At 35.9% G+C, this 23625-nt stretch carries 23 protein-coding genes; 15 read left to right on the top strand and 8 right to left on the bottom strand.

Features of this window, described 5'->3' with window-relative positions:
• Positions 1-33 precede the first annotated feature (33 nt).
• Complete coding sequence (locus tag ACQ33O_RS01850; RefSeq protein ID WP_430993847.1) at positions 34-1434, top strand: hypothetical protein; 1401 nt, start codon at positions 34-36, stop codon at positions 1432-1434.
• 118 nt (positions 1435-1552) lie between these two features.
• Positions 1553-1960 carry a hypothetical protein gene (locus ACQ33O_RS01845; protein ID WP_430993846.1) on the top strand — a complete coding sequence of 136 codons (408 nt, stop codon included), beginning with the start codon at positions 1553-1555 and terminating at the stop codon, positions 1958-1960.
• Positions 1961-1965: 5 nt separating this feature from the next.
• Here ACQ33O_RS01845 and ACQ33O_RS01840 read toward each other — a convergent pair whose 3' ends face one another.
• Both ACQ33O_RS01840 and ACQ33O_RS01835 read right to left on the bottom strand, forming a co-directional pair.
• Positions 1966-3015, bottom strand: coding sequence for a sensor histidine kinase (locus ACQ33O_RS01840; RefSeq protein ID WP_430993845.1), 1050 nt, complete (start codon positions 3013-3015; stop codon positions 1966-1968).
• A 110-nt stretch (positions 3016-3125) separates the two neighbouring features.
• Positions 3126-3800: a response regulator gene (locus ACQ33O_RS01835; protein WP_430993844.1), complete on the bottom strand. Its 675-nt coding sequence runs from the start codon at positions 3798-3800 to the stop codon at positions 3126-3128.
• 166 nt (positions 3801-3966) lie between these two features.
• Here ACQ33O_RS01835 and ACQ33O_RS01830 point away from each other — a divergent pair, with 166 nt between their 5' ends.
• Positions 3967-6180 carry a hypothetical protein gene (locus ACQ33O_RS01830; RefSeq protein WP_430993843.1) on the top strand — a complete coding sequence of 738 codons (2214 nt, stop codon included), beginning with the start codon at positions 3967-3969 and terminating at the stop codon, positions 6178-6180.
• 89 nt (positions 6181-6269) lie between these two features.
• Here the strand turns inward: ACQ33O_RS01830 and ACQ33O_RS01825 are convergent, their stop codons facing one another.
• On the bottom strand, positions 6270-6791 hold the full coding sequence (locus ACQ33O_RS01825) for a DUF4382 domain-containing protein (protein WP_430993842.1): 522 nt from the start codon (positions 6789-6791) through the stop codon (positions 6270-6272).
• A 159-nt stretch (positions 6792-6950) separates the two neighbouring features.
• Between ACQ33O_RS01825 and ACQ33O_RS01820 the strand changes: the two genes are divergently transcribed.
• From ACQ33O_RS01820 to ACQ33O_RS01785, 8 genes are all read left to right on the top strand, one after another.
• Complete coding sequence (locus tag ACQ33O_RS01820) at positions 6951-8738, top strand: ABC transporter ATP-binding protein (RefSeq protein WP_430993841.1); 1788 nt, start codon at positions 6951-6953, stop codon at positions 8736-8738.
• 149 nt (positions 8739-8887) lie between these two features.
• Positions 8888-10006, top strand: a complete 1119-nt coding sequence (atpB, locus tag ACQ33O_RS01815) for a F0F1 ATP synthase subunit A (RefSeq protein ID WP_430993840.1) — start codon at positions 8888-8890, stop codon at positions 10004-10006.
• Between the two features lie 33 nt (positions 10007-10039).
• Positions 10040-10288: an ATP synthase F0 subunit C gene (gene atpE / locus ACQ33O_RS01810; protein WP_430993839.1), complete on the top strand. Its 249-nt coding sequence runs from the start codon at positions 10040-10042 to the stop codon at positions 10286-10288.
• An 88-nt stretch (positions 10289-10376) separates the two neighbouring features.
• Positions 10377-10871, top strand: a complete 495-nt coding sequence (atpF, locus tag ACQ33O_RS01805; RefSeq protein WP_430993838.1) for a F0F1 ATP synthase subunit B — start codon at positions 10377-10379, stop codon at positions 10869-10871.
• Between the two features lie 82 nt (positions 10872-10953).
• A complete protein-coding gene (atpH, locus tag ACQ33O_RS01800; RefSeq protein ID WP_430993837.1) occupies positions 10954-11517 on the top strand; it encodes an ATP synthase F1 subunit delta in 564 nt (187 codons plus the stop codon).
• 25 nt (positions 11518-11542) lie between these two features.
• Positions 11543-13120, top strand: coding sequence for a F0F1 ATP synthase subunit alpha (gene atpA / locus ACQ33O_RS01795; protein ID WP_430993836.1), 1578 nt, complete (start codon positions 11543-11545; stop codon positions 13118-13120).
• 366 nt (positions 13121-13486) lie between these two features.
• Positions 13487-14542, top strand: coding sequence for a glutamine synthetase beta-grasp domain-containing protein (locus ACQ33O_RS01790; RefSeq protein ID WP_430993835.1), 1056 nt, complete (start codon positions 13487-13489; stop codon positions 14540-14542).
• Positions 14543-14662: 120 nt separating this feature from the next.
• Positions 14663-15358, top strand: coding sequence for a zinc metallopeptidase (locus ACQ33O_RS01785; RefSeq protein ID WP_430993834.1), 696 nt, complete (start codon positions 14663-14665; stop codon positions 15356-15358).
• 103 nt (positions 15359-15461) lie between these two features.
• Here ACQ33O_RS01785 and ACQ33O_RS01780 read toward each other — a convergent pair whose 3' ends face one another.
• The 3 genes from ACQ33O_RS01780 to ACQ33O_RS01770 all read right to left on the bottom strand — a co-directional run bounded on the left by ACQ33O_RS01780 (position 15462) and on the right by ACQ33O_RS01770 (position 18535).
• Complete coding sequence (locus ACQ33O_RS01780) at positions 15462-17009, bottom strand: Rne/Rng family ribonuclease (protein WP_430993833.1); 1548 nt, start codon at positions 17007-17009, stop codon at positions 15462-15464.
• Between the two features lie 293 nt (positions 17010-17302).
• Positions 17303-18154: a tetratricopeptide repeat protein gene (locus ACQ33O_RS01775; RefSeq protein WP_430993832.1), complete on the bottom strand. Its 852-nt coding sequence runs from the start codon at positions 18152-18154 to the stop codon at positions 17303-17305.
• 72 nt (positions 18155-18226) lie between these two features.
• A complete protein-coding gene (locus ACQ33O_RS01770; protein WP_430993831.1) occupies positions 18227-18535 on the bottom strand; it encodes an HU family DNA-binding protein in 309 nt (102 codons plus the stop codon).
• Between the two features lie 280 nt (positions 18536-18815).
• Here ACQ33O_RS01770 and mutY point away from each other — a divergent pair, with 280 nt between their 5' ends.
• From mutY to ACQ33O_RS01750, 4 genes are read left to right on the top strand one after another with little or no spacing between them, the layout of a single operon-like run.
• Positions 18816-19898, top strand: coding sequence for an A/G-specific adenine glycosylase (gene mutY / locus ACQ33O_RS01765; RefSeq protein ID WP_430993830.1), 1083 nt, complete (start codon positions 18816-18818; stop codon positions 19896-19898).
• 34 nt (positions 19899-19932) lie between these two features.
• Positions 19933-20355, top strand: coding sequence for a single-stranded DNA-binding protein (locus ACQ33O_RS01760; protein ID WP_430993829.1), 423 nt, complete (start codon positions 19933-19935; stop codon positions 20353-20355).
• A gap of 34 nt (positions 20356-20389) precedes the next feature.
• Entirely contained in the window at positions 20390-21733 is a 1344-nt protein-coding gene (gldE, locus tag ACQ33O_RS01755; RefSeq protein ID WP_430993828.1) for a gliding motility-associated protein GldE, read from the top strand.
• Between the two features lie 51 nt (positions 21734-21784).
• Positions 21785-22444, top strand: a complete 660-nt coding sequence (locus tag ACQ33O_RS01750) for a hypothetical protein (protein ID WP_430993827.1) — start codon at positions 21785-21787, stop codon at positions 22442-22444.
• Here ACQ33O_RS01750 and ACQ33O_RS01745 read toward each other — a convergent pair.
• Together ACQ33O_RS01745 and ACQ33O_RS01740 are read right to left on the bottom strand one after the other, a co-directional pair.
• On the bottom strand, positions 22441-22842 hold the full coding sequence (locus ACQ33O_RS01745) for a hypothetical protein (RefSeq protein WP_430993826.1): 402 nt from the start codon (positions 22840-22842) through the stop codon (positions 22441-22443). The genes ACQ33O_RS01750 and ACQ33O_RS01745 overlap by 4 nt on opposite strands.
• Entirely contained in the window at positions 22839-23531 is a 693-nt protein-coding gene (locus tag ACQ33O_RS01740; RefSeq protein ID WP_430993825.1) for a DUF2306 domain-containing protein, read from the bottom strand. Before ACQ33O_RS01740 ends, ACQ33O_RS01745 begins: the two co-directional genes overlap by 4 nt.
• Positions 23532-23625: the final 94 nt, after the last annotated feature.

Genomic DNA, 23625 nt, shown 5'->3' with positions numbered 1-23625 from the left:
ATAAAATAAATTTTTAAACCAGAATCATAAATCATGAAAAAAATTCTAATTGCAGCTGCGCTACTTACTTCTTTGGTAAATACAAGCTGTAGAAAAATTGAAGTAGATGGAACTCCATCGATTATAACAGAAACACCTGAAAATACAATATTGGAAGGAAGAATAACAGCCAATCGTACTTTAAAAGCAGGTAATACCTATAAGCTTCGTGGATTGGTATACGTTACTAATGGAGCAATTCTTACTATTGAACCGGGTACAAAGATCGTAGGGGAGTTTGGAAAAAATGGCGGGTTGATTATTACACGTAGTTGCAAGATCATTGCAGATGGTACGGCAGATAAGCCAATTGTATTTACATCTGAAGCCCCTACACCTCAACGTGGAGATTGGGCAGGGTTAGTAATTCTCGGAAATGCTCCTACAAATGCATCATTTAACGGAGTACAAGGTGTTGGTGAAATTGAAGGAGGTATCAATAATAGTGATGGTTTAGGTTTGTATGGCACTCCTTCAACACAAGGACAAAATCCGGCAGATAACAGTGGTATCTTAAGGTATGTTCGTATTGAATATGCAGGCTATGCATTCTTACCGGATAAAGAGATCAATGGTTTAACATTTGGTGGTGTTGGTAATCAAACTGTAGTTGATTTTGTTGAAGTTGCTTACTCTGCCGATGATTCTTTTGAATGGTTTGGCGGTACGGTAAATTGTAAACACCTTATTTCTATCAGACCATTGGATGATGATTTTGATACTGATAACGGATATAACGGTAAAGTACAATTTGGAATTTCTTTAAGAGATTCAGCTGTTGCAGACGTTTCTAACAGCGAAGCTTTTGAAAGTGATAATGATGCAGCAGGTAGTTCTTTATTGCCACAAACTGCTCCTGTTTTCAGTAACATGACAGTAATGGGCCCTAAAGAAACTTTAGCAAACACAGGTCATTCAAGATTTGTATGGGGTGCACAGATCAGAAGAAATTCAAGCATGTCGCTTTTTAATTCTGTAATACTCGGTTACCCTAAAGGTTTGTACATAGATGCAACTAAAGGAGTTCCAACAGACAATAATATTCCGGGTTCTCTAATGGTACAAAATAATATTATTGCAGGATGCCCTACACCTGTTTTATACAGCATTACAGGTAATGCTAATGTTCCCTTAACTGTAAATACCTCGGCGACTATTACAGACTGGTACAATACTACCGCTTTTGGTAATAGTATTTTAACCAACAATGCAGATGCAGGAATTACAGCCCCGTTCAATTATGCAACGCCTGATTTTAACCCAACTGTAAGCTCTGTTGCAGTAACAGGTGCAAGCTTCCTGAATTCGAAATTGGCTACAGGATTTACATCTGTAACATATAAAGGTGCTTGTGCAATAGGTGATACATGGTGGAAAGGATGGACTAAATTTTAATGCAGCAATCGTAATCATAAAACAAGTTCCTTAAGCAATAGCAAATTTTTCTCATGCTTGTACCACCCGATAGTCTTATCGGGTGGTTTCATTTTGTACCTTTAAGAAAAATTGTAAGATGAAGCATTTATTATTACTGATTGTACTCTTTTCATTTTTTCTTTCAGCATGCGATAACAGAAACAAAAAGATCACGGAGTATATATCCGGTTCCGATAGTGTGGCAATTAAATATTACACAGGAGATGGGAAGATGGATAATGTTGTTGCTGTTAAAATTATTTCCGACAAGAAAATTATTGAACAATTGGCCGTAATGGTTGGGGCTGATGCAATGAATGAAGTCAATAAATGTGGTTATGATGGTTCACTGCACTTCTTTAAAATGAATCAGGTTATACAGGATATCGATTTTAGAATGAATGATGTAAACTGTATGCAATTCTCATTTATACAGGATGGAAAAATAAGAGCAAGTTCATTAAAGCCCGAAGCTAAACAGCTACTGGAAAGTGTGAGAAAATAATGAGTTTAATCCTTTTTGTTTTCTAAGGTAAACCCAAAAGTAGTTCCAACATCTATAGTGCTTCTTACATGAATGGTTTGGTTATGAGCCTCGATGATATGTTTACATATAGCAAGCCCAAGCCCACTACCACCAACCTTCCTGCTTCTTGCAAGATCGGTCCTGTAAAAGCGTTCAAATATTCTGTCAAGATGTTCTTCGCCGATACCTTCGCCATCATCGCTGATCTCTATCAGCATTTGTTTTCCATCTATTTTATAAGCACTCGCTTCAATCTCACCATTTTGTTTGCCGTATTTTATAGCGTTATCGATTAGGTTAATGAGTACTTGTCGTATTTTTTCTTTATCTGCAAAAACAGATAATGGAAATTCACAACCTTTTTTTATGACAAGTCTGAGTTGCTTTTGTTCTGCTTTAATAGACAAAGATTCAAATACATCTTTTATGAGATCCTGAATAACGAAATTGCTTTTGCTTAATTTTAACTGGCCCATCTCCAGTTTTGATATTTCATCAAGATCATCAACCAGGTTAACCAATCTGTCAACATTACGGGATGCATTTGTTAAAAATTTTTTATTCACTTCAGCGTTATCTAAAGCACCGTTTAATAAAATATCAACGTATCCCTGAATGGCAAAAATGGGAGTTTTAAATTCGTGGCTGAGGTTTTGTAAAAATTCTTTTCTGTAGGCTTCATTCTTTTTCAACAACTCAATTTCCTCTTTGCGTTGTATGGCCCATTCTTCCACATCTTCTCTTACATCATCAATACTCTTTTGCGGTAAGATACTCTTGTAATAAAATTCTTCTCTTTTACTGGCTTTAGTTTGATAAATGAGTTTGTAAATGAGTTTTATCTTCCTGTAAACAAACTTTTGTACCATGAAAAGTATCAGCCCATAACTACTCAAAAAAATAACTGCTAATGAAGTGAGTGCAACCCACCAAACAGGGTAGAAAAAATAAATACCCAATGCTATTGGAATAGCCAGAGCAATTGCCGTAAGGGCAGATAATTGTTGAGGGGAGAAATTTTTTCCTGAAAACATTGGTCAGTTCTTAGTTCCTGGTTTTTAGTTAAACTATATTTCGTTGCTAAAGTAATAACTATTTATTAGGTTTTTGCTTTGGCTAAGAACTATGAACTAAAAACTATGAACTAAAGCTCAAACTTATACCCAACGCCTTTTACAGTAGTAATGCAATCGAGGTTTAATTTTTGGCGGATCTTTCTTATGTGAACATCAATGGTTCTGTCGCCAACAATTACTTCGGTACCCCATACTTGACTAAGAATTTCATTTCTTAAAAAAACCTTTCCTGGTTTGGAAGCTAAAAGTGCCAGTAGTTCAAATTCTTTTCTGGCCAGTATGATCTCTTGTCCCAGATAATTGATAATATATTTTTCTCTATCAATTTTTAGGTCGCCTACTTGTAACAAACTGCTGTCTTCCTTATTCAATCTTCTGAAAAGAGCATTTACTTTGGTAAGTAAGATCTTTGGACTGATAGGTTTAGTAAGGTAATCATCAGCACCCGTTTCTAAACCTTTTACTTCTGTTGCCTCGTCACTTAATGCGGATAGGAAGATGATGAGTGTTTCCTTAAAACTTGGTTGTAAACGTAAGATATTACAAACTTCAATGCCGTTTTTACCCGGCATCATAACATCTAAAATAATCAGGTCGGGTAAGTGTTTTTTAGCTTGGTCAATAGCTTCATTGCCATTTTTTGCAGTAATAACTTCGTAACCCTCGGTTTGTAAATTGAACTGAATGATCTCCAGAATATCCGGCTCATCATCAGCAATTAAAATTTTTTTAACAATATTCATACGCTCTTTGCTATACAAAAGTAGTCTATACCTTTAATTAAAGGCTATTTATGTATTATCAAATTGTTAACCCGCTATAACGGCATAAATAACTAAATTGAGCCCGTGAATTTGTCATATTTACCCTTGGTATAATTTTTGGCATCTTTGCATTAGAAATTTATTTATGAAGCGACTTATACTGTATTTTGTTTTACTGTTTTCAGCTTTCAGCTCGTTTGCATCGACTGATACTTGTACCGTCCCTTTTCAACGACTTCGTTTTCACGACCGGATAAATGAAGAGCAAAAAAAATGCGATAAGGCCGATGGTAAACCTGACGGTCAGATCCGAGCGTCAAAAAATGAAGAAATTAATTTGCAGGTAACTGATGTTATTTTCAGAAAAATAGATGCGCTGCAATGTTTTGTAGAGAATTCCTCAAAGATTATTGGGAATAACGAAAAGATCCGAAACCTTAATTATGTAGAAGATGTTGTAAAAGGGTTTAGGAATGCATGGAAGGCTAAAGTACTCAATGCTGCTTCAACACCTGAATTGATCAATGTATTTGATAAGGCATTAAAAGCAGATATCGACAGCCAAAGCATAGCTCCTATAATTGAAGAAACTTCCTGGGAAGTAGGAAATATCATTACATCTATCTTCAAAAAGAACGCAGGTTACGCAAGAGCTAAGGAGATTTTGTTTTTAAAATATGTTGATCAGAATCCCGATAAGATTCTCACAGATATTGGCCCATATGTGAATACTTCTTTTGCTGATAGTCTCATTGTTGTAGCTTGTAAGAAAGATCCTGTTCAGTTATATTCATTTGCACAGGCAACAAAATCGCAGGTTGGTAAATTGATTCATCGTAATACAGATCCATTGGTTATGGCTGTTGCAAAATTGAGCCAAACCCCCAATGCATTATTTTATTTTCCTTTTTTAGATGATATCTTAAGTGGTAAACAAACCATAGAAGATATCAGGAAATTTGTTGGTGATGGTGTGGTTGGCTACGATAGCGTGGGGTATTATCAATTGCTGGTAAAAACAGAGATACGTTATTATTCAAGATTGGTAGCACTGGATACGCCTATTGCTATGTTTGGTACAAACGGCTTAAGAGATGTATTGCAACGAAAAGCCATACAACATTTCATTACACCGATCAACGAATTGCACGATCAAAGTAATCTGAATGTAAGAATGAAGGCCATTAATCCTTTAACACCACAAGATATTTATTTCATGATGGTCATGGGAGAGAATGATATTTATACATCAAGTTACAAACATAGCTTTTCAAGATTATTACAAAAGCTCGGTCCAAAACCGAGAACAGATGATCTGCTGCTTAGTGTGAATATGGATTATTTCAAGAAGTTCATAAAAATGGCAGCAAACTTTAATCAGTTAGATACATTTTTAAAATTGATGCCTAAGCAAAGCTCATCTACGCTAATGAAGGCATTTGTTGCTAAGCTGGATAATGGAAATAATCTGGAAGATGCAGTGGATGTTGCCGACAGTTACAGTAGCATCAATGATAAAGCTTTGTTGAAAACGATTTTGGATGATGTAAAAGAGAATGAACAGCAAAGTATAGAAGAAGATAATAATCGTGGAAAAATTATTTACGGGTTACTTAAAACGATCTTTCTTTCTTTAGATCCTGTTAATGGTATCGATCTTACAAAAGAAATCGGTATTCCGCCGGTGTATTCTGTTGATTCAAAGTATTTATCAGATGATACCGGTAGAATTGTGCAACAAGTTTTTTTCTATGGAGATGATGATGGTAAAGGAAACTATAATGGGTTTATTAACAGCTTTTCTCCAAAAGAGTGGAAAGTTACTCAAAATGCAGAATGGGTAGAAATAAAATCTCTTAAAGGCAAACGTGTATGGATATACGCTAATAGGCCTTTGGATAGCGATGCAAATCTGGATGATTCTGCCCAGGTGCATTTGAATAATTATCTTAGTAAAAATGAAATTTATCCATCCGTGGTAATTCACCGAGGGCATAGTTACTGGTTGCCTGGTACTATAAAGCGTATGCCCGGTGATGCAAAGATCATTATCCTGGGTTCCTGCGGCGGGTTTAAAAATCTGAATAAGATACTGTCCCTTTGTCCTGATGCACACATAGTTTCTACAAAAGAAATAGGCAAGGGAGATATTAATCGTCCGATATTGAATTATTTAAACACAACATTTGTATCTGGTAAAACTTTAATGTGGAAAGATATGTGGACTGATTTAACGAAACTATTCTCAAAAGATCCAAGTGCGGAAGTAAGAGAAAGTTGGGAAGATTATATCCCGCCATATAAAAATTTAGGCGCAATTTTTATCAAAGCTTACAACAAAAAAATGGATGGAGAATAAATGATCATCCGATAAAATAATTCAAAAGAGAAGGGCTCCGCTTTAAACGGAGCCCTTCTCTTTTGAAAATCACACTATAACCAAGAAACCTACGGTTTAACTTTTAATACCGGTTTTAATTTGTAATCACCTGTACCTTCCAAGTGTATTGATAAACCTGCATCAAAATCAATCAGAACACTATCTATGGAAGCATTCAGTTTTTTATTCAATTTAATTTTTAATCCAGATTCCGAACCACTCGGAATTGTCAGTGGGTAGGTTACACCACCAATAACAATACTGTTATCTGTACCTAACACAAAACGAATTTCTTTTATTGTGCCGGTTGGTATTACTGCTTCTGCCAATAATGTGTCCACACCATTTTGAAGTTCTAATAAATTATATACACCGGCATGTGTCATGAAACTTACCCATTTGGTAGAGTCATTTGTATAATTCGCCTTTACCTCTTTGATCTCAACATTTACTGCAGTTGCATTGTATGGGTTGTCGGTCATACGTACAGAAAATCTTGTGGTTTCTTCATTGTCTTTTGTGCAGGATGAAACTCCGACAATAGTCATAGCTGCCGCTAAAAGCGGGATAAAATGCTTTAAAGTTTTCATAATCGTATATTTTATTCAAATATTGAAAATATCGTGCCAACAAAACTTTACAGGCTCAACAAAATCTTAAAATCAACGTAGTATTTTGTTAATGCAAATAACATTTTTGACAAATCATTGTCCATTAATTATTTAGTAACCACACTGTATCTTTGTAGCATGAGTGAGCAGACAAAGAAAAAAAGGGTTTTCAATTTTTCACTGCTTCGGCGTGTGTTCACATTTGCTGCTCCTTATAAACGCAAGTTTTATTTCTCTGTTTTTCTTGCTATCCTATTAGCAGTACTATCTCCCATACGGCCATGGCTAATACAACTCACTATCAACAAAGGCTTACATCCCAATGCTAACATAGCTTTTTTACATGGAGCAATGCAGGTCATTATTGGTATTACGCTGATACAGTTTGGATTACTGTTGATTGAATCCGTCGCCAGGTTTGTTTTTACTTTTTTTACTGCATCCCTGGGTCAGAGTGTTGTAAATGATATGCGTAATGCTACGTATAATAAAGTGCTGCATCTGAATTTATCTCAGTTTGATAAAACTCCTATTGGCACACTCACTACAAGGACGATCAATGATATTGAATCTATCAATGATATTTTCAGTGATGGATTAATACCGATCATTGCTGATCTGCTGTCGATCATCTCTGTATTGATCTATATGTTCATCGTAGATTGGAAACTGACATTGATCTGTTTGGCTCCATTTCCTATATTGATCTTTGCAACTTTTATTTTTAAAGAAGCAGTTAATAAATCATTTACCCGTGTACGTAATGCAGTAGCTAATTTAAATGCATTTGTACAGGAACACATTACAGGAATGGCAATTGTACAGGCTTTTGCCGCAGAGAAAAGAGAGTTTAGGAAATTTGACGAGATCAATAAGGAGCACCGTAATGCCAATGTAAAGTCTATCATGGCGTATTCTGTTTTCTTTCCGGTAGTAGAATTGGTGTTGGCAATATCGTTGGGTTTGTTGGTGTGGAGAGCAGCTGGTGATCAACACCCTGATGCTGCCGGAACCATTACGGCGTTCATTCTTTGTTTGAATTTATTGTTTCGTCCCTTAAGAGTATTGGCCGATAAGTTCAATGTATTGCAAATGGGAATGATAGCAGGCGAGAGGGTATTTAAAGTTTTGGATAATCCTGATAGTACTATCAACGAAGGAGTAAACGTAAAGCCGGTGATCAATGGAAGTGTTTCATTTAAGAATGTTTCATTTGCTTATATCGACAATAACTATGTATTAAAAAATATTTCTTTCGATATCAAAGCAGGCGAAACACTTGCAATTGTAGGTAACACAGGTAGTGGCAAAACATCGATCATTAGTTTACTCAATCGTCTATATAAAATAAATAGTGGAGAGATTAATATCGATGGAAATAATATAGAAGCGATTGATCTGTATTATCTGCGGAGTAAAATAGCCGTTGTTTTGCAGGATGTGTTTTTATTCAGCGGCTCTGTTTACGATAATGTAACACTAAGAAATCCCGATATAACCAAAGAGCAGGTTATTGAAGCAGCGAAACTGATCGGCATCCACGATTTTATTTTAAAACTACCCGGAGGATATAATTATAATGTAATGGAAAGAGGAGCTACCCTTTCACTGGGGCAGCGGCAATTGCTTTCTTTTGTAAGAGCTTTGCTGTATAATCCGTCCATACTTATTTTGGATGAAGCTACTTCGTCTGTTGATACGGAAAGTGAACAATTGATCCAACACGCTATTGATACCCTTATTGCCGGTAGAACCTCTATTGTTATTGCACATCGTTTAAGTACTATCCGAAAAGCCAATAAAATAATTGTGCTCGACAAAGGAGAGATCAAGGAAAGTGGCTCCCACGAAGCATTGCTGGCCTCAGAAGGTTTTTACAGTAAACTCTATCATATGCAGTATGAGAAAAGGGAAACAGTGCTATAGTTTTACCGGTCACACTCTGAAAATGACAAAAAAACAACAAACAGCGTCAAAAATTGAAAAATAGCCTTAAAAAACTCTCCAAATTGTCAATTATCCTTTAAAAAATTATCCATTAAACCCCTATCTTTGCGGCAAATTTCAGGGAATATATGTCGGCAAAGAGCATCAAATCATTACTGGTAGCGGTTTTAAGTACGTTTTTAGTGCTTTTTTCGGCTAATGTTAAAGCACAGCACGAAGAGCATAAAACTGCAGAAGCACATCACGAAGCAAAAGAAGAAGGGTTTAATGCCAAAAAAGTAATATTTGGTCATATCATGGATGCTCATGAATTTCACTTCTTATCTTATAAAGGAAGTGATGGTGAACATCATGCAATATCAATTCCGCTTCCTGTAATTTTATACTCTCCACAAAAAGGCCTTACTACTTTTAATGCTTCAAAATTTGGTCATCATGGCGAAAATGAAGTGGAAGGATATAAGTTAAATGAAGACGGGAAGGTGATTTCAGTAGATCCTTCTGTTGTTGTGTACGATTTCTCTTTAACACGTAACGTTGTTCAAATGCTACTTGCATTAACGCTTCTTTGTTGGTTAATGATCAGCGTTGCAAAAGCTTACGGTAAAGGACAAGGTGTAACTTCTGCACCAAAAGGCAAGCAAAACTTAGTAGAGGTTTTAGTAGCGTTTGTAAGAGACGAAGTCGCTAAGCCAAATCTTGGTCATAAAGTCAATAAATATTTGCCTTATCTATTAACAGTGTTCTTTTTCATTCTTATTAATAACGTAATTGGTTTAATACCAGGAACGGCGAATGTTACAGGAAATATTGCTTTCACTGCTATTTTAGGGGTAATATCATTTGTTGTAATAATGGCAAGTTCAAACGGTCATTACTGGGGGCATATATTCAATCCTCCGGGTGTACCTCTTGGAGTAAAATTCATTCTGGTTCCTGTAGAATTTTTAAGTGTATTCATTAAACCATTTGCATTGATCATAAGGTTGTTTGCAAACATGGTGGCAGGTCACATTATCATTATTTGTTTGATCTCGATGATCTTCATTTTTGCAGAAAAGATAAATGGCGGAGCCGGCTGGGGAGTATCTCCGGTATCGCTTGCTTTTACAATATTTATTTATTTCATCGAAGTGTTGGTAGCATTTTTACAAGCGTTCATTTTCACAATGTTAACGGCGGTATTCATTGGCCAGGCTTTTGAAGGAGAACATCATGGCGAAGAGGGTGCGGCTGCACATCATTAATAGTTTATTTTTTAATCAACATAAAACAGAAGTATGAGTTTATTAACTGTGTTTTTAGCTACTGCTCCTCTTGCTGCTGCAGGTGGTGCTGTTGGCGCTGGCTTAGCTGCAATCGGTGCTGGTATTGGTATCGGTTCTATCGGTAAAGGTGCTGTTGAAGCAATTGCACGTCAACCGGAAGCCTCTAATGACATTCGTGGTAACATGATCCTTACTGCCGCTCTTGTAGAAGGTGCTGCACTATTTGCGATCATCGTAGGGTTCCTTGCAATGGTATTGTAAGACCAACCACAAGTCTTTACTGCATCCGAAGTACAGGACGGAGGATGCAGTATTTTAGTTTTAATTTTTAGTTTTTAATTTTTTATATATGCAATTATTATCACCTGATTTAGGTTTATTAGTTTGGACGCTTGTAGCTTTCTTAGTTGTATTTTTTCTTTTGAAAAAATTTGCATGGCCGGCTATTATAAAAGGGTTGAATGAAAGAGAAGAAGGTATTGCAACTTCTTTGGCCACTGCCGAAAAAGTAAAGCTTGAAATGGCTCAGTTGAAAAATGATAACGAAGCTTTATTGGTTAAAGCACGTGAAGAAAGAGCAGCTTTGTTGAAAGAGGCGAAAGAAACGAAAGACAAAATGATCAATGATGCTAAAGAAGAAGCAAAAGCGGCAGCAGCTAAAATCATTGCTGATGCACAGGCTTCAATCAACCATCAAAAAATGGCAGCATTGACTGAAATTAAAAATCAGGTAGGAAATTTAGTGATAGAAGTAAGTGAAAAAGTATTGCGTAAAGAATTAAGCAATAAAGCAGAGCAAGAAAGTTACATTAAACAATTAGCTGAAGAAGCGAAATTAAATTAAGCCCCCATCCCCTAAAGGGGAGTATGGTAAGGCTACAATTATTAACAATAATTAAATTAATCCCCCTTTAGGGGATAGGGGTATGAATAATCCACGTTTAGCAGGCAGGTACGCAAAAAGTTTGATTGATTTAGCTACAGAGCAAAATCAATTAGATGCTATTTGTGCAGATATAAAACTGATACAACGTATTTGTAAAAGTAATCCTGATTTTGTAGGTGTATTACAGAGCCCGGTTATTAAACCAAATGTAAAAGGTAAAATAATCGATTCTGTTCTAAGTACACAGGTTAGCAAATTGACAGCAGCATTTATTTCTTTACTGGTTCGTAAAGGAAGGGAAATTAATTTACCCGAGATAGTCAGCGCATTTGTTGAACAGTTCAATAAAATTCGTGACATCCATCAGGTAAAAATTACTACTGCCGTTGCAATGAGTGATGAATTGAAAAATTCTATTCTTGATAAAGTAAAATCTTCTACATCATTAAAAAATGTAGAATTAGAAACAGCTGTACAAGAAGAATTGATCGGTGGCTTTGTTTTAGAAATGGAAGGCAACTTAGTTGATGCTAGCATTCAAAGAGATCTTAAAGACATTAAAAAACAATTTATGGATAATCAATACATCCATAAGATCAGATAAAAACAACTTTTTAAAATAAACAGTTATGGTAGAAATTAAACCGGATGAAATTTCAGCGATCCTCCGCCAACAACTTAGCAACTTCAACGCAGGTGCTAGTTTGGAAGAAGTAGGAACCGTATTACAGGTGGGTGATGGTATTGCCCGTGTATATGGTTTGAACAATGTTAGTAGTGGTGAGCTTGTAGAGTTTGAAAATGGTGTAAAAGCTATTGCATTGAACCTTGAGGAAGATAATGTGGGTGTGGTATTAATGGGTGATAGTAGCGAAATTAAAGAAGGCGATAAAGTAAAGCGTACCAACAAAATTGCATCTATTAAAGTAGGCGATGGTATGTGTGGACGGGTTATCAATACTTTGGGTGAACCTATCGATGGTAAAGGTCCGATCGTTGGCGAAACATACGAAATGCCATTGGAGCGTAAAGCACCGGGGGTAATTTATCGTGAGCCGGTTAAAGAACCATTACAAACCGGTATTAAAGCGATTGATGCGATGATTCCAATCGGTCGTGGTCAACGTGAGTTGGTAATTGGAGACCGTCAAACAGGTAAAACTGCCATCTGTGTTGATACCATCATCAACCAAAAAGAATTTTACGATGCAGGGAAACCTGTTTATTGTATATATGTAGCAATCGGACAAAAAGCTTCTACCATTGCAGGTATCATGAAGACTTTGGAAGAAAATGGCGCAATGGCTTATACTACCATTGTTGCTGCTTCTGCATCTGATCCTGCTCCATTACAGTTCTATGCTCCGTTTGCAGGTGCTGCAATTGGCGAATTCTTCCGAGATACCGGTCGTCCTGCTTTGATCATCTATGATGATCTTTCTAAACAGGCTGTGGCTTACCGTGAGGTATCTCTTCTATTACGTCGTCCGCCGGGCCGTGAGGCTTATCCTGGTGATGTATTCTATTTGCATAGTCGTTTATTGGAAAGAGCTGCAAAAGTTATCGCTAAAGATGATATTGCTGCTCAAATGAACGATCTTCCTGCATCTATCAAGCATTTAGTAAAAGGCGGTGGTTCATTAACAGCCTTGCCTGTTATTGAAACACAAGCAGGTGACGTATCTGCATACATTCCTACAAACGTGATCTCTATTACCGACGGACAGATCTTCTTGGAAGGTAACTTGTTCAACGCCGGTATCCGTCCTGCTATCAACGTAGGTATCTCGGTTAGCCGTGTGGGTGGTAATGCTCAGATCAAATCAATGAAAAAAGTAGCTGGTACTTTAAAGTTAGATCAGGCTCTTTACCGTGAGTTGGAAGCCTTCTCTAAATTTGGTGGTGATTTGGATGCTGCTACTAAAAACGTAATTGATAAAGGTGCCCGTAACGTGGAAATTTTGAAACAACCACAGTACACGCCATTCAGCGTAGAAAAACAAGTTGCTATCATTTACCTGGGTACTCAAGGTTTGTTGAAAGAGGTTGCGGTTAAAAATGTAAAGGCTTTCGAAGATCATTTCTTATTGGAAATGTCTAACAAACACCCTGAAATTTTAGCTGAGTTTAAAAAAGGTGTATTGAATGATGAGAGTTTGAAAAAAATGACAGAGTTGGCGAGCGGGCTTGCTGCTCAGTACAAATAATTAAGAGTTTAAACCTCTTTAATAAAAAGCCCCGACCATTAGGTCGGGGCTTTTTATTGCTCATTAAATTGTCGTCTTTTTCATATGTATTAATATTTAATATGTATAAATATTGATTATTATTTATAAAATTCAACTAATTCGTTAAAATATTTGTTATTTTTTGCGATTATTGGTCATTTTTTGCATCGATGACGAAGAAAAATCATGTTTTTTTAAAGATTATTTAATAAAGTTTATTATTTTCGCAGCGTCGAGCTTTAAAACGTAAAGGTATTGCCGGAAACCTTCCCGGTGGAGGGTAATGCCTTTTTAAAGACTTTGATAAAGCGAAAACGAAACATTTTTTAACTTAAAATAATCACTATGGCATCCTCAAAATTGGAGTACATCTGGTTGGACGGTTATCAACCAATCCAAAGTTTACGTAGCAAAACAAAAATTGAAAATGACTTTTCGGGCAAATTAGAAGACTGCTCAATGTGGTCTTTTGACGGTTCTTCTACAGAACAGGCGCCAGGTGGTTCATCAGATTGTTTATTAAAACCAGTATTCATTTGTAAAGATCCTCAACGTAAAAATGCTTATTTAGTGATGTGTGAAGTATTGAATTCCGATGGTACTCCACATGTAAGTAATGGTAGAGCATTGATCGATGATGATGATAATGATTTCTGGTTTGGTTTTGAACAGGAATATTTCTTATGGAACCCTGAAACACACAGACCGGTTGGTTTCCCTGAAGGTGGTTTCCCTCGTCCGCAAGGTCCTTACTACTGTTCAGTAGGTGCAGCAAATGCATACGGCCGTGATATGGTTGAAGAACATTTAGATGTTTGTTTGGAAGCCGGATTGAATGTGGAAGGTATCAATGCAGAAGTAGCTGCAGGCCAATGGGAATTTCAAATATTTGCTAAAGGTGCAAAAGAAGCTGGTGATCAGATATGGGTGGCTCGTTATTTATTAGAAAGAATCGGTGAAAAATATGGTATCTCAATCAACTGGGAATGTAAGCCATTAGGCGCACTTGATTGGAATGGTAGTGGTATGCATGCTAACTTCTCTAATACTGCTTTGAGAACTAGCGGAAGCCGTGAAGTGTTTGAACAAATTTGCGAATCTTTCAGACCTTTTGTTAAAGAACATATCGCTGTTTACGGACCGGACAATCATTTACGTTTGACAGGTAAACACGAAACAGCTGCTATCGATGAATTTAAATACGGTATATCAGACAGAGGTGCTTCTATCAGAATTCCAATTGGTGCTGTTGAAAGAGGTTGGAAAGGCTGGTTAGAAGATCGTCGTCCAAATAGTGCTGCAGATCCTTATAAAGTAGCTGCACGTATTATCAAAACTGTAAAGACTGCGCCAGTTTCTATTCCGGTAAATGGAAAAGCTAAAGCAGAAGCAGTAGCTTAATTAGTTTTTATACAAATATTTAAAGCCTTCTTGAAAATGGAAGGCTTTTTTATTGCCTTTTTGACAGACTTTTAATTTGGCGTATTGTTTGTAATTTTATTATAAAATAAATCTACAATTATGACAATGGGAATAATGGTTATCTCTTTTGTGTTTATGATTTTAGGAATGCTGGTTCAATTCAGATTGAAAAGTAAATTCAAACAATATTCAGCGGTGCCTACATCATCTCGTTTGAGTGGAAAGGAAGTAGCACAAAAAATGTTGAAGGATAATGGTATTTATGATGTTGAAGTAGTTTCTGTTCCGGGCTTTTTATCCGATCACTACGATCCAACAAAAAAAACGGTCAATCTTAGTCCGGATGTATTTGAAGGAAGAAATGTTGCAGCGGCAGCTGTTGCAGCTCACGAATGTGGTCATGCGGTGCAACATGCAACAGCTTATTCAATGCTGCAACTAAGAAGTAAATTAGTGCCCGTAACGCAGATCAGTACAAATTTATCTCAATGGGTAATTTTGGCAGGTATTGGTTTTATGGGATTGGGAGGAGGAAATCAGACCATACTTCTAATCGGTATAGTTTTGTTTGCAGTTTCTACTTTGTTTACGGTAGTAACATTACCGGTAGAATTTGATGCATCGGCGAGAGCACTAAACTGGTTGAACACTGCCAATATTACTACCAGCGACGAAGATGCAAAAGCTAAAGATGCATTAAAATGGGCTGCCTTAACTTATGTGGTTGCAGCACTTTCATCTATTGCTATGTTGGCCTATTATATTATGGTTTACAACAGCAGGAGCAGAGATTAATTTTTTATCGGAAAGAAATAGGAGTTTGTATAAAAGTAAAAGCCGACAAAATAAATTGTCGGCTTTTACTTTTATACCTTATATCGCCTTCGCGGCAAAAATGTTATAGTTTTATCTCATCATATTTATCATCAAAAAAATGAAACTCTGTAAGATGATAATTTGAATTGGCAACTAACTTTATTTTTTGTTTGTATTTCCAACTCCATTTACGACGTTTACTGATAAACCCTTTGGTTAAATATGCAAATAAGATTGGATGTACTTCAATAGTTAATCCGGTGTGCTTTTGCATTACCAAATAACTTAGATTTTTTTCTATCTCATCTTCCAAAACAAGTGTCGAAGAAATTTTTCCTGTACCATTACAACTTGGACAAACTTCACTTGTGTTGATATTCATTTCAGGCTTCATGCGTTGACGTGTAACCTGCATCAAACCAAATTTGCTGATCGGTAATACCGCATGTTTCGCTCTGTCGGTACGCATGAACTCTTCCATTGCATCAGCCAATCGCTTGCGATTGTCCATTAATTTCATATCAATGAAATCAATAACAATGATACCACCAAGATCTCTAAGTCTCAATTGTCTTGCAATTTCTTCAGCAGCTTCAAGATTTGTTTCTAAAGCATTTTGCTCCTGATTATTGCTTACACTTTTGTATCCGCTGTTTACATCAATTACGTGTAAGGCTTCTGTATGTTCAATAATCAAATAAGCCCCGCTTGGCAGATTTACTGTTTTACCAAAAGATGATTTCACTTGTTTGGTAACACCAAAACTGTCGAAAATTGGAGAGCCATTATTATAGTATGCAACAATATCTGCTTTTTCCGGAGCAATACGTTGAATATAATTTTTTGTATCGGTGTAGATATTTTTGTCATTCACCACAATGCGGTTAAAATCTTCGTTCAACAAATCACGAAGCATACTGGTTGCTTTCGCTTGTTCACTTAAGATCTTTGCCGGTGGTGTTGCATTTTGCAAATTCACTTGAATCGTTTTCCATGTATTTACAAGTGATAACAGATCATCATGTAGCTCCGCTGTGTTTTTACCCTCGGCAGCTGTACGAACAATTACACCGAAATTTTTAGGCTTAATGGCTTCAATAATTTTGTGTAATCTTTTTCTTTCTTCTGCACTGTGTATTTTACGGGAAACCGCAATGATGTCATTGAATGGAGTAATAACTACAAATCTTCCCGGAAGTGATAATTCACAACTAAGGCGTGGACCTTTAGCTGCGATCGGTTCTTTTAATATCTGAACTAAAATATTAGGCTTGCCACTTAGTACTTCAGCAATCTTACCTGTTTTTACAATTTCGGGTTCAACAGAGAATTTACCAAAATCAAAACCACCTTCTGTTTTATCATTAATGGCAATGTTGGTGAATTTTAATATCGACCTTACGTATGGGCTTAGATCTGTGTAGTGTAGAAAAGCATCTTTTTCAAAACCAACATCTATGAAGGCGGCATTCAGGCCAGGGATCAGCTTTTTAACTTTTCCAAGATATAGGTCTCCCACGGCGAAGTTGGCATCAGCTTTTTCGTTGTGCAACTCCACTAATTTTTTGTCTTCCATCAAGGCAATTTCCACGCCCTGTGGTGCAGCATTTATGATCAATTCCTTTGTCAATGCGTAAACTTTTAAGCAGACTTAAACATCATGGAAGGATAACATACAGCATAATAAATACGCCTACCAAAAAATGGCAAACAATCATGTATGCTGATAAATGTGTGTCCCGATGGGAGAATCGGGACACCTGCTATAAAAAGAAACTAATTATTTCTTTTTATGACGGTTCTTTCTTAAACGCTTTTTACGCTTGTGTGTAGCAATTTTATGACGTTTTCTTTTTTTACCACAAGGCATACCTTAGTCTTTTTTTAATGAAAAATAATTTTTTATAATCAGTTTAATTGATTCTACTTTATTTCTTTGATCCTTTCATCTACCTCTTTACTATATTCAGGATCATTCACCATTTCTTTACTTCTTTGATACCATTTTATTGCATTCTGCTTATCGCCTTTACCTGCATATGCATCTGCTAACCATGATATCGCTTCCAAATTATTTGGTTGGTTATTTACAACCGTTTGTAAACGAACAATTGCTTTATCGAATTGCGTAGATATTACGCCTCCGATTCCAAGAACTAATTGTGCCTGCATATTGGTACTGTCTTTTCTCACCACGCCTAATAACAACTGAATTCCTTTCATTGTTTCTTCAGCATTGCCGGCCATACCTTTACCAAACACATAACAACTTCCTTTACCAATTTTTAAACTATCATTGGTTGGATTTAGTTCTATTGCCTTATCAAATAACTCTATTGCCTGTTCTGCTTTCCAGCCTCTTTTAGCTATATCTTGCTCGTTACGCAGGTTTGCTAAAATCAGACGGGCTGCAAAGGTGAGGTTTTTTTCAGAATTTACCAACTTTGCTGCTTCCGAAGTGTAAAAAAGATGCAGGTCGTGGTTATGGACAGAATCTTCCCAAAACACAGCTAAGGTTTCTAAAGACTTGATTTTATCATCAGTTGAGTTGCTTTCGATCGATTTTTTTTCTAATAAGTTCAGATAATCAACACGATAGGGTGCTAATGACTGTTTAGAAGCCTTGATAAGGGCGGAGACAGAAAACTTTGGATCGGCATGAGCGATATGTTCAGCCGTACTAGGTTCTTTTTTTGCAACGGTCCTGCCAAAAAAAAGTAAAAGCGTTAAAAGGCACAAACCGCCTGCAGCAAGTATAATTTGTTGTTTTTTCACTTCAAGAATTGAAGTGCAAAGGTCTATAAAATAGGGTTATAAAAAAACTAAATAACCACTTCAGGTAAATTTTTAATCGTCGAACTTCACATTTTCGTCAAACTTCTTGTTTTTTACTTCCTGCACAAATTCTTTAGCAGGTTTAAAGGCAGGGATATAATGCTCAGGAATCTCTACTGCGATGTTTTTTTTGATATTTCTGCCAATTTTTGCGGCTCTTTTTTTGGTAATAAAACTACCAAAACCACGGATATAAATATTTTCACCATTTATAAGAGACTGTTTTATCTCTTTAAACATGGTTTCAAGACTAACTAATACATCCACTTTCGGGATGCCGGTTTTATCTGAAATTTGATTGATAAGGTCTGCTTTTCTCATGGCTTAAAGTTTTTATGTGTATTGATACACGAAAAGTAAAACAAATAAATGAAAAATGCAACACTAAACATTGATAATCAGGGTATAAGAAGCTTTTTTTTAAAAATCCACAATTTAAAAACATTTAATTATTTGATTATCAATTATTTATGTAATTTCAAATATGATTTTTTATTTAAAAAAGATTTGATTGAGAAGCATATTACACGGATTTTTACATGGCTTGGGTTATTTTAACTATGAAGATCAGTACTATTATCAAATTAATGTTTAAACCTCAATGACCTTTATTATAAAAAACAAACAATTTTTCACTGTACAACTTTTAATGTGGAATGATAAATTTAACAGAAGGGCTATGCCATGGAAAGGAGAGAAAGATCCTTACAAAATATGGTTAAGTGAGATCATTTTGCAACAAACCAGGGTGGATCAGGGCTTGGAGTATTATAATCGATTTATAAAAACTTTCCCGACAGTAGAAAAACTTGCAGTAGCTCCGGAAACAAAGGTTTTCAAATTGTGGGAAGGACTTGGCTATTATACACGCTGCAAAAACTTAATAGCAACTGCAAAATTTATTGCAAAAGAATTGAATGGAAAATTTCCGGATAAATATGAAGATATACTTTCATTAAAAGGTATTGGACCATATACCGCTGCAGCCATTGCTTCCTTTGCATTCAATCTGCCCTACGCAGTGGTTGATGGCAACGTTTTCAGGGTTTTGTCAAGATATTTCAATATTGATACAGCTATTGATAGTACTGAAGGGAAAAAGCAATTCACATTATTAGCAGAAGAGTTGTTGGATAAGGAAAAACCCGGCCTGTATAATCAGGCTCTGATGGACTTTGGTGCTACGGTCTGCAAACCGCAATCGCCAAATTGTTCAGACTGCCCACTGAATAAAACTTGCCTTGCTTTTTCAAAAGGCTGGGTTGATAAATTACCCGTAAAAGAAAAATCAATTACTAAAAAAACACGTTGGTTATATTATTTGGTCATCAAACACAACGATCTGGTGTATGTGCAAAAAAGAGGTGGAAATGACATTTGGGAGAACCTGTATGAATTTTTCCCGATTGAAATGAAAGAGGAATTGACAATGAAAGGAATCAAGGTATTAGATATTTTTAAGGAAGAATCATTCAGTGGTGCTCGTATTAAATATATTTCAGATGAATATAAACAACTGCTTACTCATCAAATAATCAAAGGGCGTTTTATACAGATAGATATGCCGAAACCCTTTTCAGCCAAAGGCTTTAAAGCTATAACAATAAAAGAAATGAGCAAACTACCATTCCCGAAATTTATCACTTTATTTTTAGAAGATAAAAACGTATCTTTAAATTCGTGATATAGCATAATCAGACAATATAAAATTAAACACTATGAGAGGTGTAAATAGAGTAATGTTGATTGGCAACTTGGGTAAAGACCCTGATATGCAGTTTTTGGAAGGTAATATTGGTGTGGCTAAATTTTCGTTGGCCACCACCGAAACTTACAAAGACAGAAGCGGAAAATTAGTTTCGCAAACAGAATGGCATACAGTAGTTTTGTGGCGAGGATTGGCAGAACTGGCTCAGAAATATTTACATAAAGGTAGTTTGGTTTATATAGAGGGGCGTTTGAAAACACGGAGTTGGGAAGATAAAGACGGGAATAAGAAATTTGCTACCGAAGTAGTTGGAGATAATTTAATTATGTTAGATAAACGAACAGACGGCTCTATTCCGGGTCATGAAGGAATTGAAGGTCTTGGTGGAGATTTACCTCCGGCCGACGACGCTCCGGAAAGATTACCATTTTAAAATCAACTAATATTGCTCACTAACATCTATAGTTTTGGATTACCATTCGGTCATTAATTTTACACAGCCTTTTACATTTTTAGCAATAACGCCTGCCGCAAGTGTAGTGCTTATTTTTCTGGCATTTATTTTATTCATCATTTCGTTTTTGATAGCCGGTTCAGAAGTAGCTTTTTTTTCATTGACATATAAAGACATCAATATGCTTAAAACAAAGCAACAGCCTTCGTTTAAGCGTATCGTCACTTTGCTCGATCAACCCAAAACATTGCTGGCATCCATGCTAATTGCCAATAGCTTTGTGAACATCGGTATCATTCTTATCTCAAATATTTTGTTGGATAGCTGGCTGGCGCCTTTTCATCTTGGCCTCTGGGTAGCTTTTTTGATAAAAGTACTGGCTGTTACTTCACTCATTATTTTGTTTGGTGAAGTATTGCCTAAGGTATGGGCAACACATCATAAAGTGTGGTTTGCATCAACTGCCTCTTTGATCATAGAGATATTCAACAGCCTATTTTATCGACTGAGTAAAAAAATGGTTGGCTATAGTGACAATATTGAAAAGAAATTCACTTCAACAAATTCTTCTATGTTGGATAACAGCCATCTTGATTATGCAATAGATCTATTGCCGGAACATGAAGCTACTATAGAAGAAAAACAAATTCTGAAAGGGATTAGAAAATTTGGCGACACTACTGTAAAACAAATTATGCGTACACGTCTTGACGTTAGTGGCATTGAACACAGTAGCAGTTTTGAAGATGTGATTGCAAGAGTTGAAGAATTGCATTACTCCCGTTTGCCTGTATATAAAAATAATCTGGATGAAATATTGGGTGTTTTACATACAAAAGACCTGTTGCCTTTTGTAAATGCATCGAAGCCTGAAAACTACGATTGGCATAGTCTTATGCGTCATCCTTTTTTTGTACATGAGCACAAACTTATTGAGGATCTCTTACAGGAATTCAGAAACAAACGCATACACTTTGCGGTTGTGGTAGATGAATTTGGCGGGACATCCGGTATAGTTACATTGGAAGACATCATGGAAGAGATCATCGGTGATATTAAAGATGAGTTTGATGATGAGGAAAGTGTGAACAAAAAAATTGATGAGTTCAATTATATCTTTGAAGGAAAGACAATGACCAACGATGTTTGTAAAGCCATGAATTTACCGATGGATACATTTGATGTGGTTAAAGGCGATAGTGATTCCCTTGCCGGGTTGGTGCTTGAAATAGCCGGAGAGTTTCCTCAAATAAACGAAGAGGTAATTAGTGGAGATTTTATTTTTATACCGTTGGAAATTAACAAGAACAGGATCGATAAAATACAGATCACCATCAGGCCAAGAAATGAAAAATAATTTTTATTATTCTATATACGAAAACCAGTCATGATTTTACACCACAAAAAAATGCTCACTAAATTTTTCATTTTTCATTTTTCATTTTTCGTTTTTTGCCTACTGCTTTCCTCTTGTAATTCTCCGTACGTTTCAAAAAAGAGAGGTTACTTCAATATCACTCTACCACAACGCAGCTATCAAAAATTTGATAAAGAAGGATTCCCTTACACTTTTGAATATCCAACTTATGCAAATATTGTAAGAGACAGCACTTATTTTGATGCAAGTCCGGAAAACCCGTATTGGGTTAATATTGATTTTCCTCAGTTCAATGGACGGGTTTTTTTAAGTTATAAAATAGTAGGTGGTGCCGCACCTTATAAGATCAAAGACAGCAAAGGAATGTACAAGGATTCCATGGGTATTAACAAGTTCGACAGAATGGTAAACGATGCATTTAACCTTACTAATAAAAATGATGTGATTGCTACTTCTATACGTGACAGCGCCATACATACTGCCAATGGTGTGCATGGCGTGTTTTTTAAAGTTGGGGGAAATGCAGCAACGGCAAAACAATTCTTCTTAAGTGATACTACCAAGAATTTTATACGTGGGGCACTTTATTTTGAAGTAACACCCAATGTTGATTCCTTAAGGCCGGTTCAGGACTTTTTACAAAAAGATCTTGAACATTTGATCAATACTTTTAAATGGCGTTCAAACTAAAAATCAAACAAGGCGGTTTCTGTTGCAGACAGGGTGTCTATATTCATGTCTCTTTCTACGGGTAATTTAGCTCTTGAAAATTTATCAAAAGATATATTTCTTTTCTTAATAGCCTTTGATGTTTTTATTGCTTTCTTTTTTTTCACTGCTTTTGTATTAGCTGCAGTTTTGCTATTTGTGGTTACAACTAATTTTTTTGCAAGTGATGGTTCAGATATTTCTCCTCTTGAATAGTCATCTGCATTGATCGTTCTTTCATCTTCTTCTGCAATGGGGTTTACAGGTTCTTTATATAGATTTAAGAATAAGCCTTGCTTTTTACTTTGATAATAATCTGCTACGCCATATACAGATGCAACAGCGAACAGGCCTATGCCTGCATAAATGATTGCTTTCATGATCGTATTATTTTAAGATGGTTAAATGTGTTCAAATATTTTTTACTTTTTCTGAAAATGAAATATTCAGCAATTAGCATGTTACCTAATACACTTATCCAAAGAGATATTTCATAATTGAACAAATGATCTGCTCCGTAGTAATAGAAAATAATATGGTAAACCCTGAAAGTAACTGCGGTCATAGCCATACTGTAACTTCTTATCATCCAATTTTTATGAGCAAGTATATTTTTTTGTTTGATACTTTGTAAACCTTTGATAGTGGTATATAACCAATACAGCGCCATAAACATGAATAATGCTCTTTCCCAAAAACTGCCTTTTGCAAAAAAGCTCATGTACAAACCTGTTGGAGCACCTAAAACTATTACTACTACAACATAGATCTTCCCCATCCAAATGTGTATAGCCTTACGTTTTTTCAGAATGTATGATGAGAATTGTGTCAGTGCTGCAATAATACAGAACATGCCTGCAAAAATGTGGATATAGAAACTTGCTTTATACGCAGGCTTAAGAAAAAGAACAGCCCTTTCTTCAATAAATGAAAACTGTTGATTGAAAGAAAAATAGGGTAAGGTATTTCGAACCAGTAATAAACTAAAAAAAACAACAGGGATCCAGAAAATGGCGGCAAAAAAATAGCGGATGCTATTTTGAAGAGTCAATTGGCGGCTGTTGGGCATAAAGGCTGGTTTGTAGGTAATGAGGTAAAGACAGAATGAATTTCACAAAAAACAACGTTACAAAATTGTTAAACAGGTTTATTCAATGTTATAA

Source organism: Ferruginibacter sp. SUN002 (assembly GCF_050611725.1).
Classification (GTDB): domain Bacteria; phylum Bacteroidota; class Bacteroidia; order Chitinophagales; family Chitinophagaceae; genus Ferruginibacter.
The sequence above is the reverse complement of the archived record's forward strand: the minus strand, read 5'-3'. Positions and strand labels throughout refer to the sequence as shown.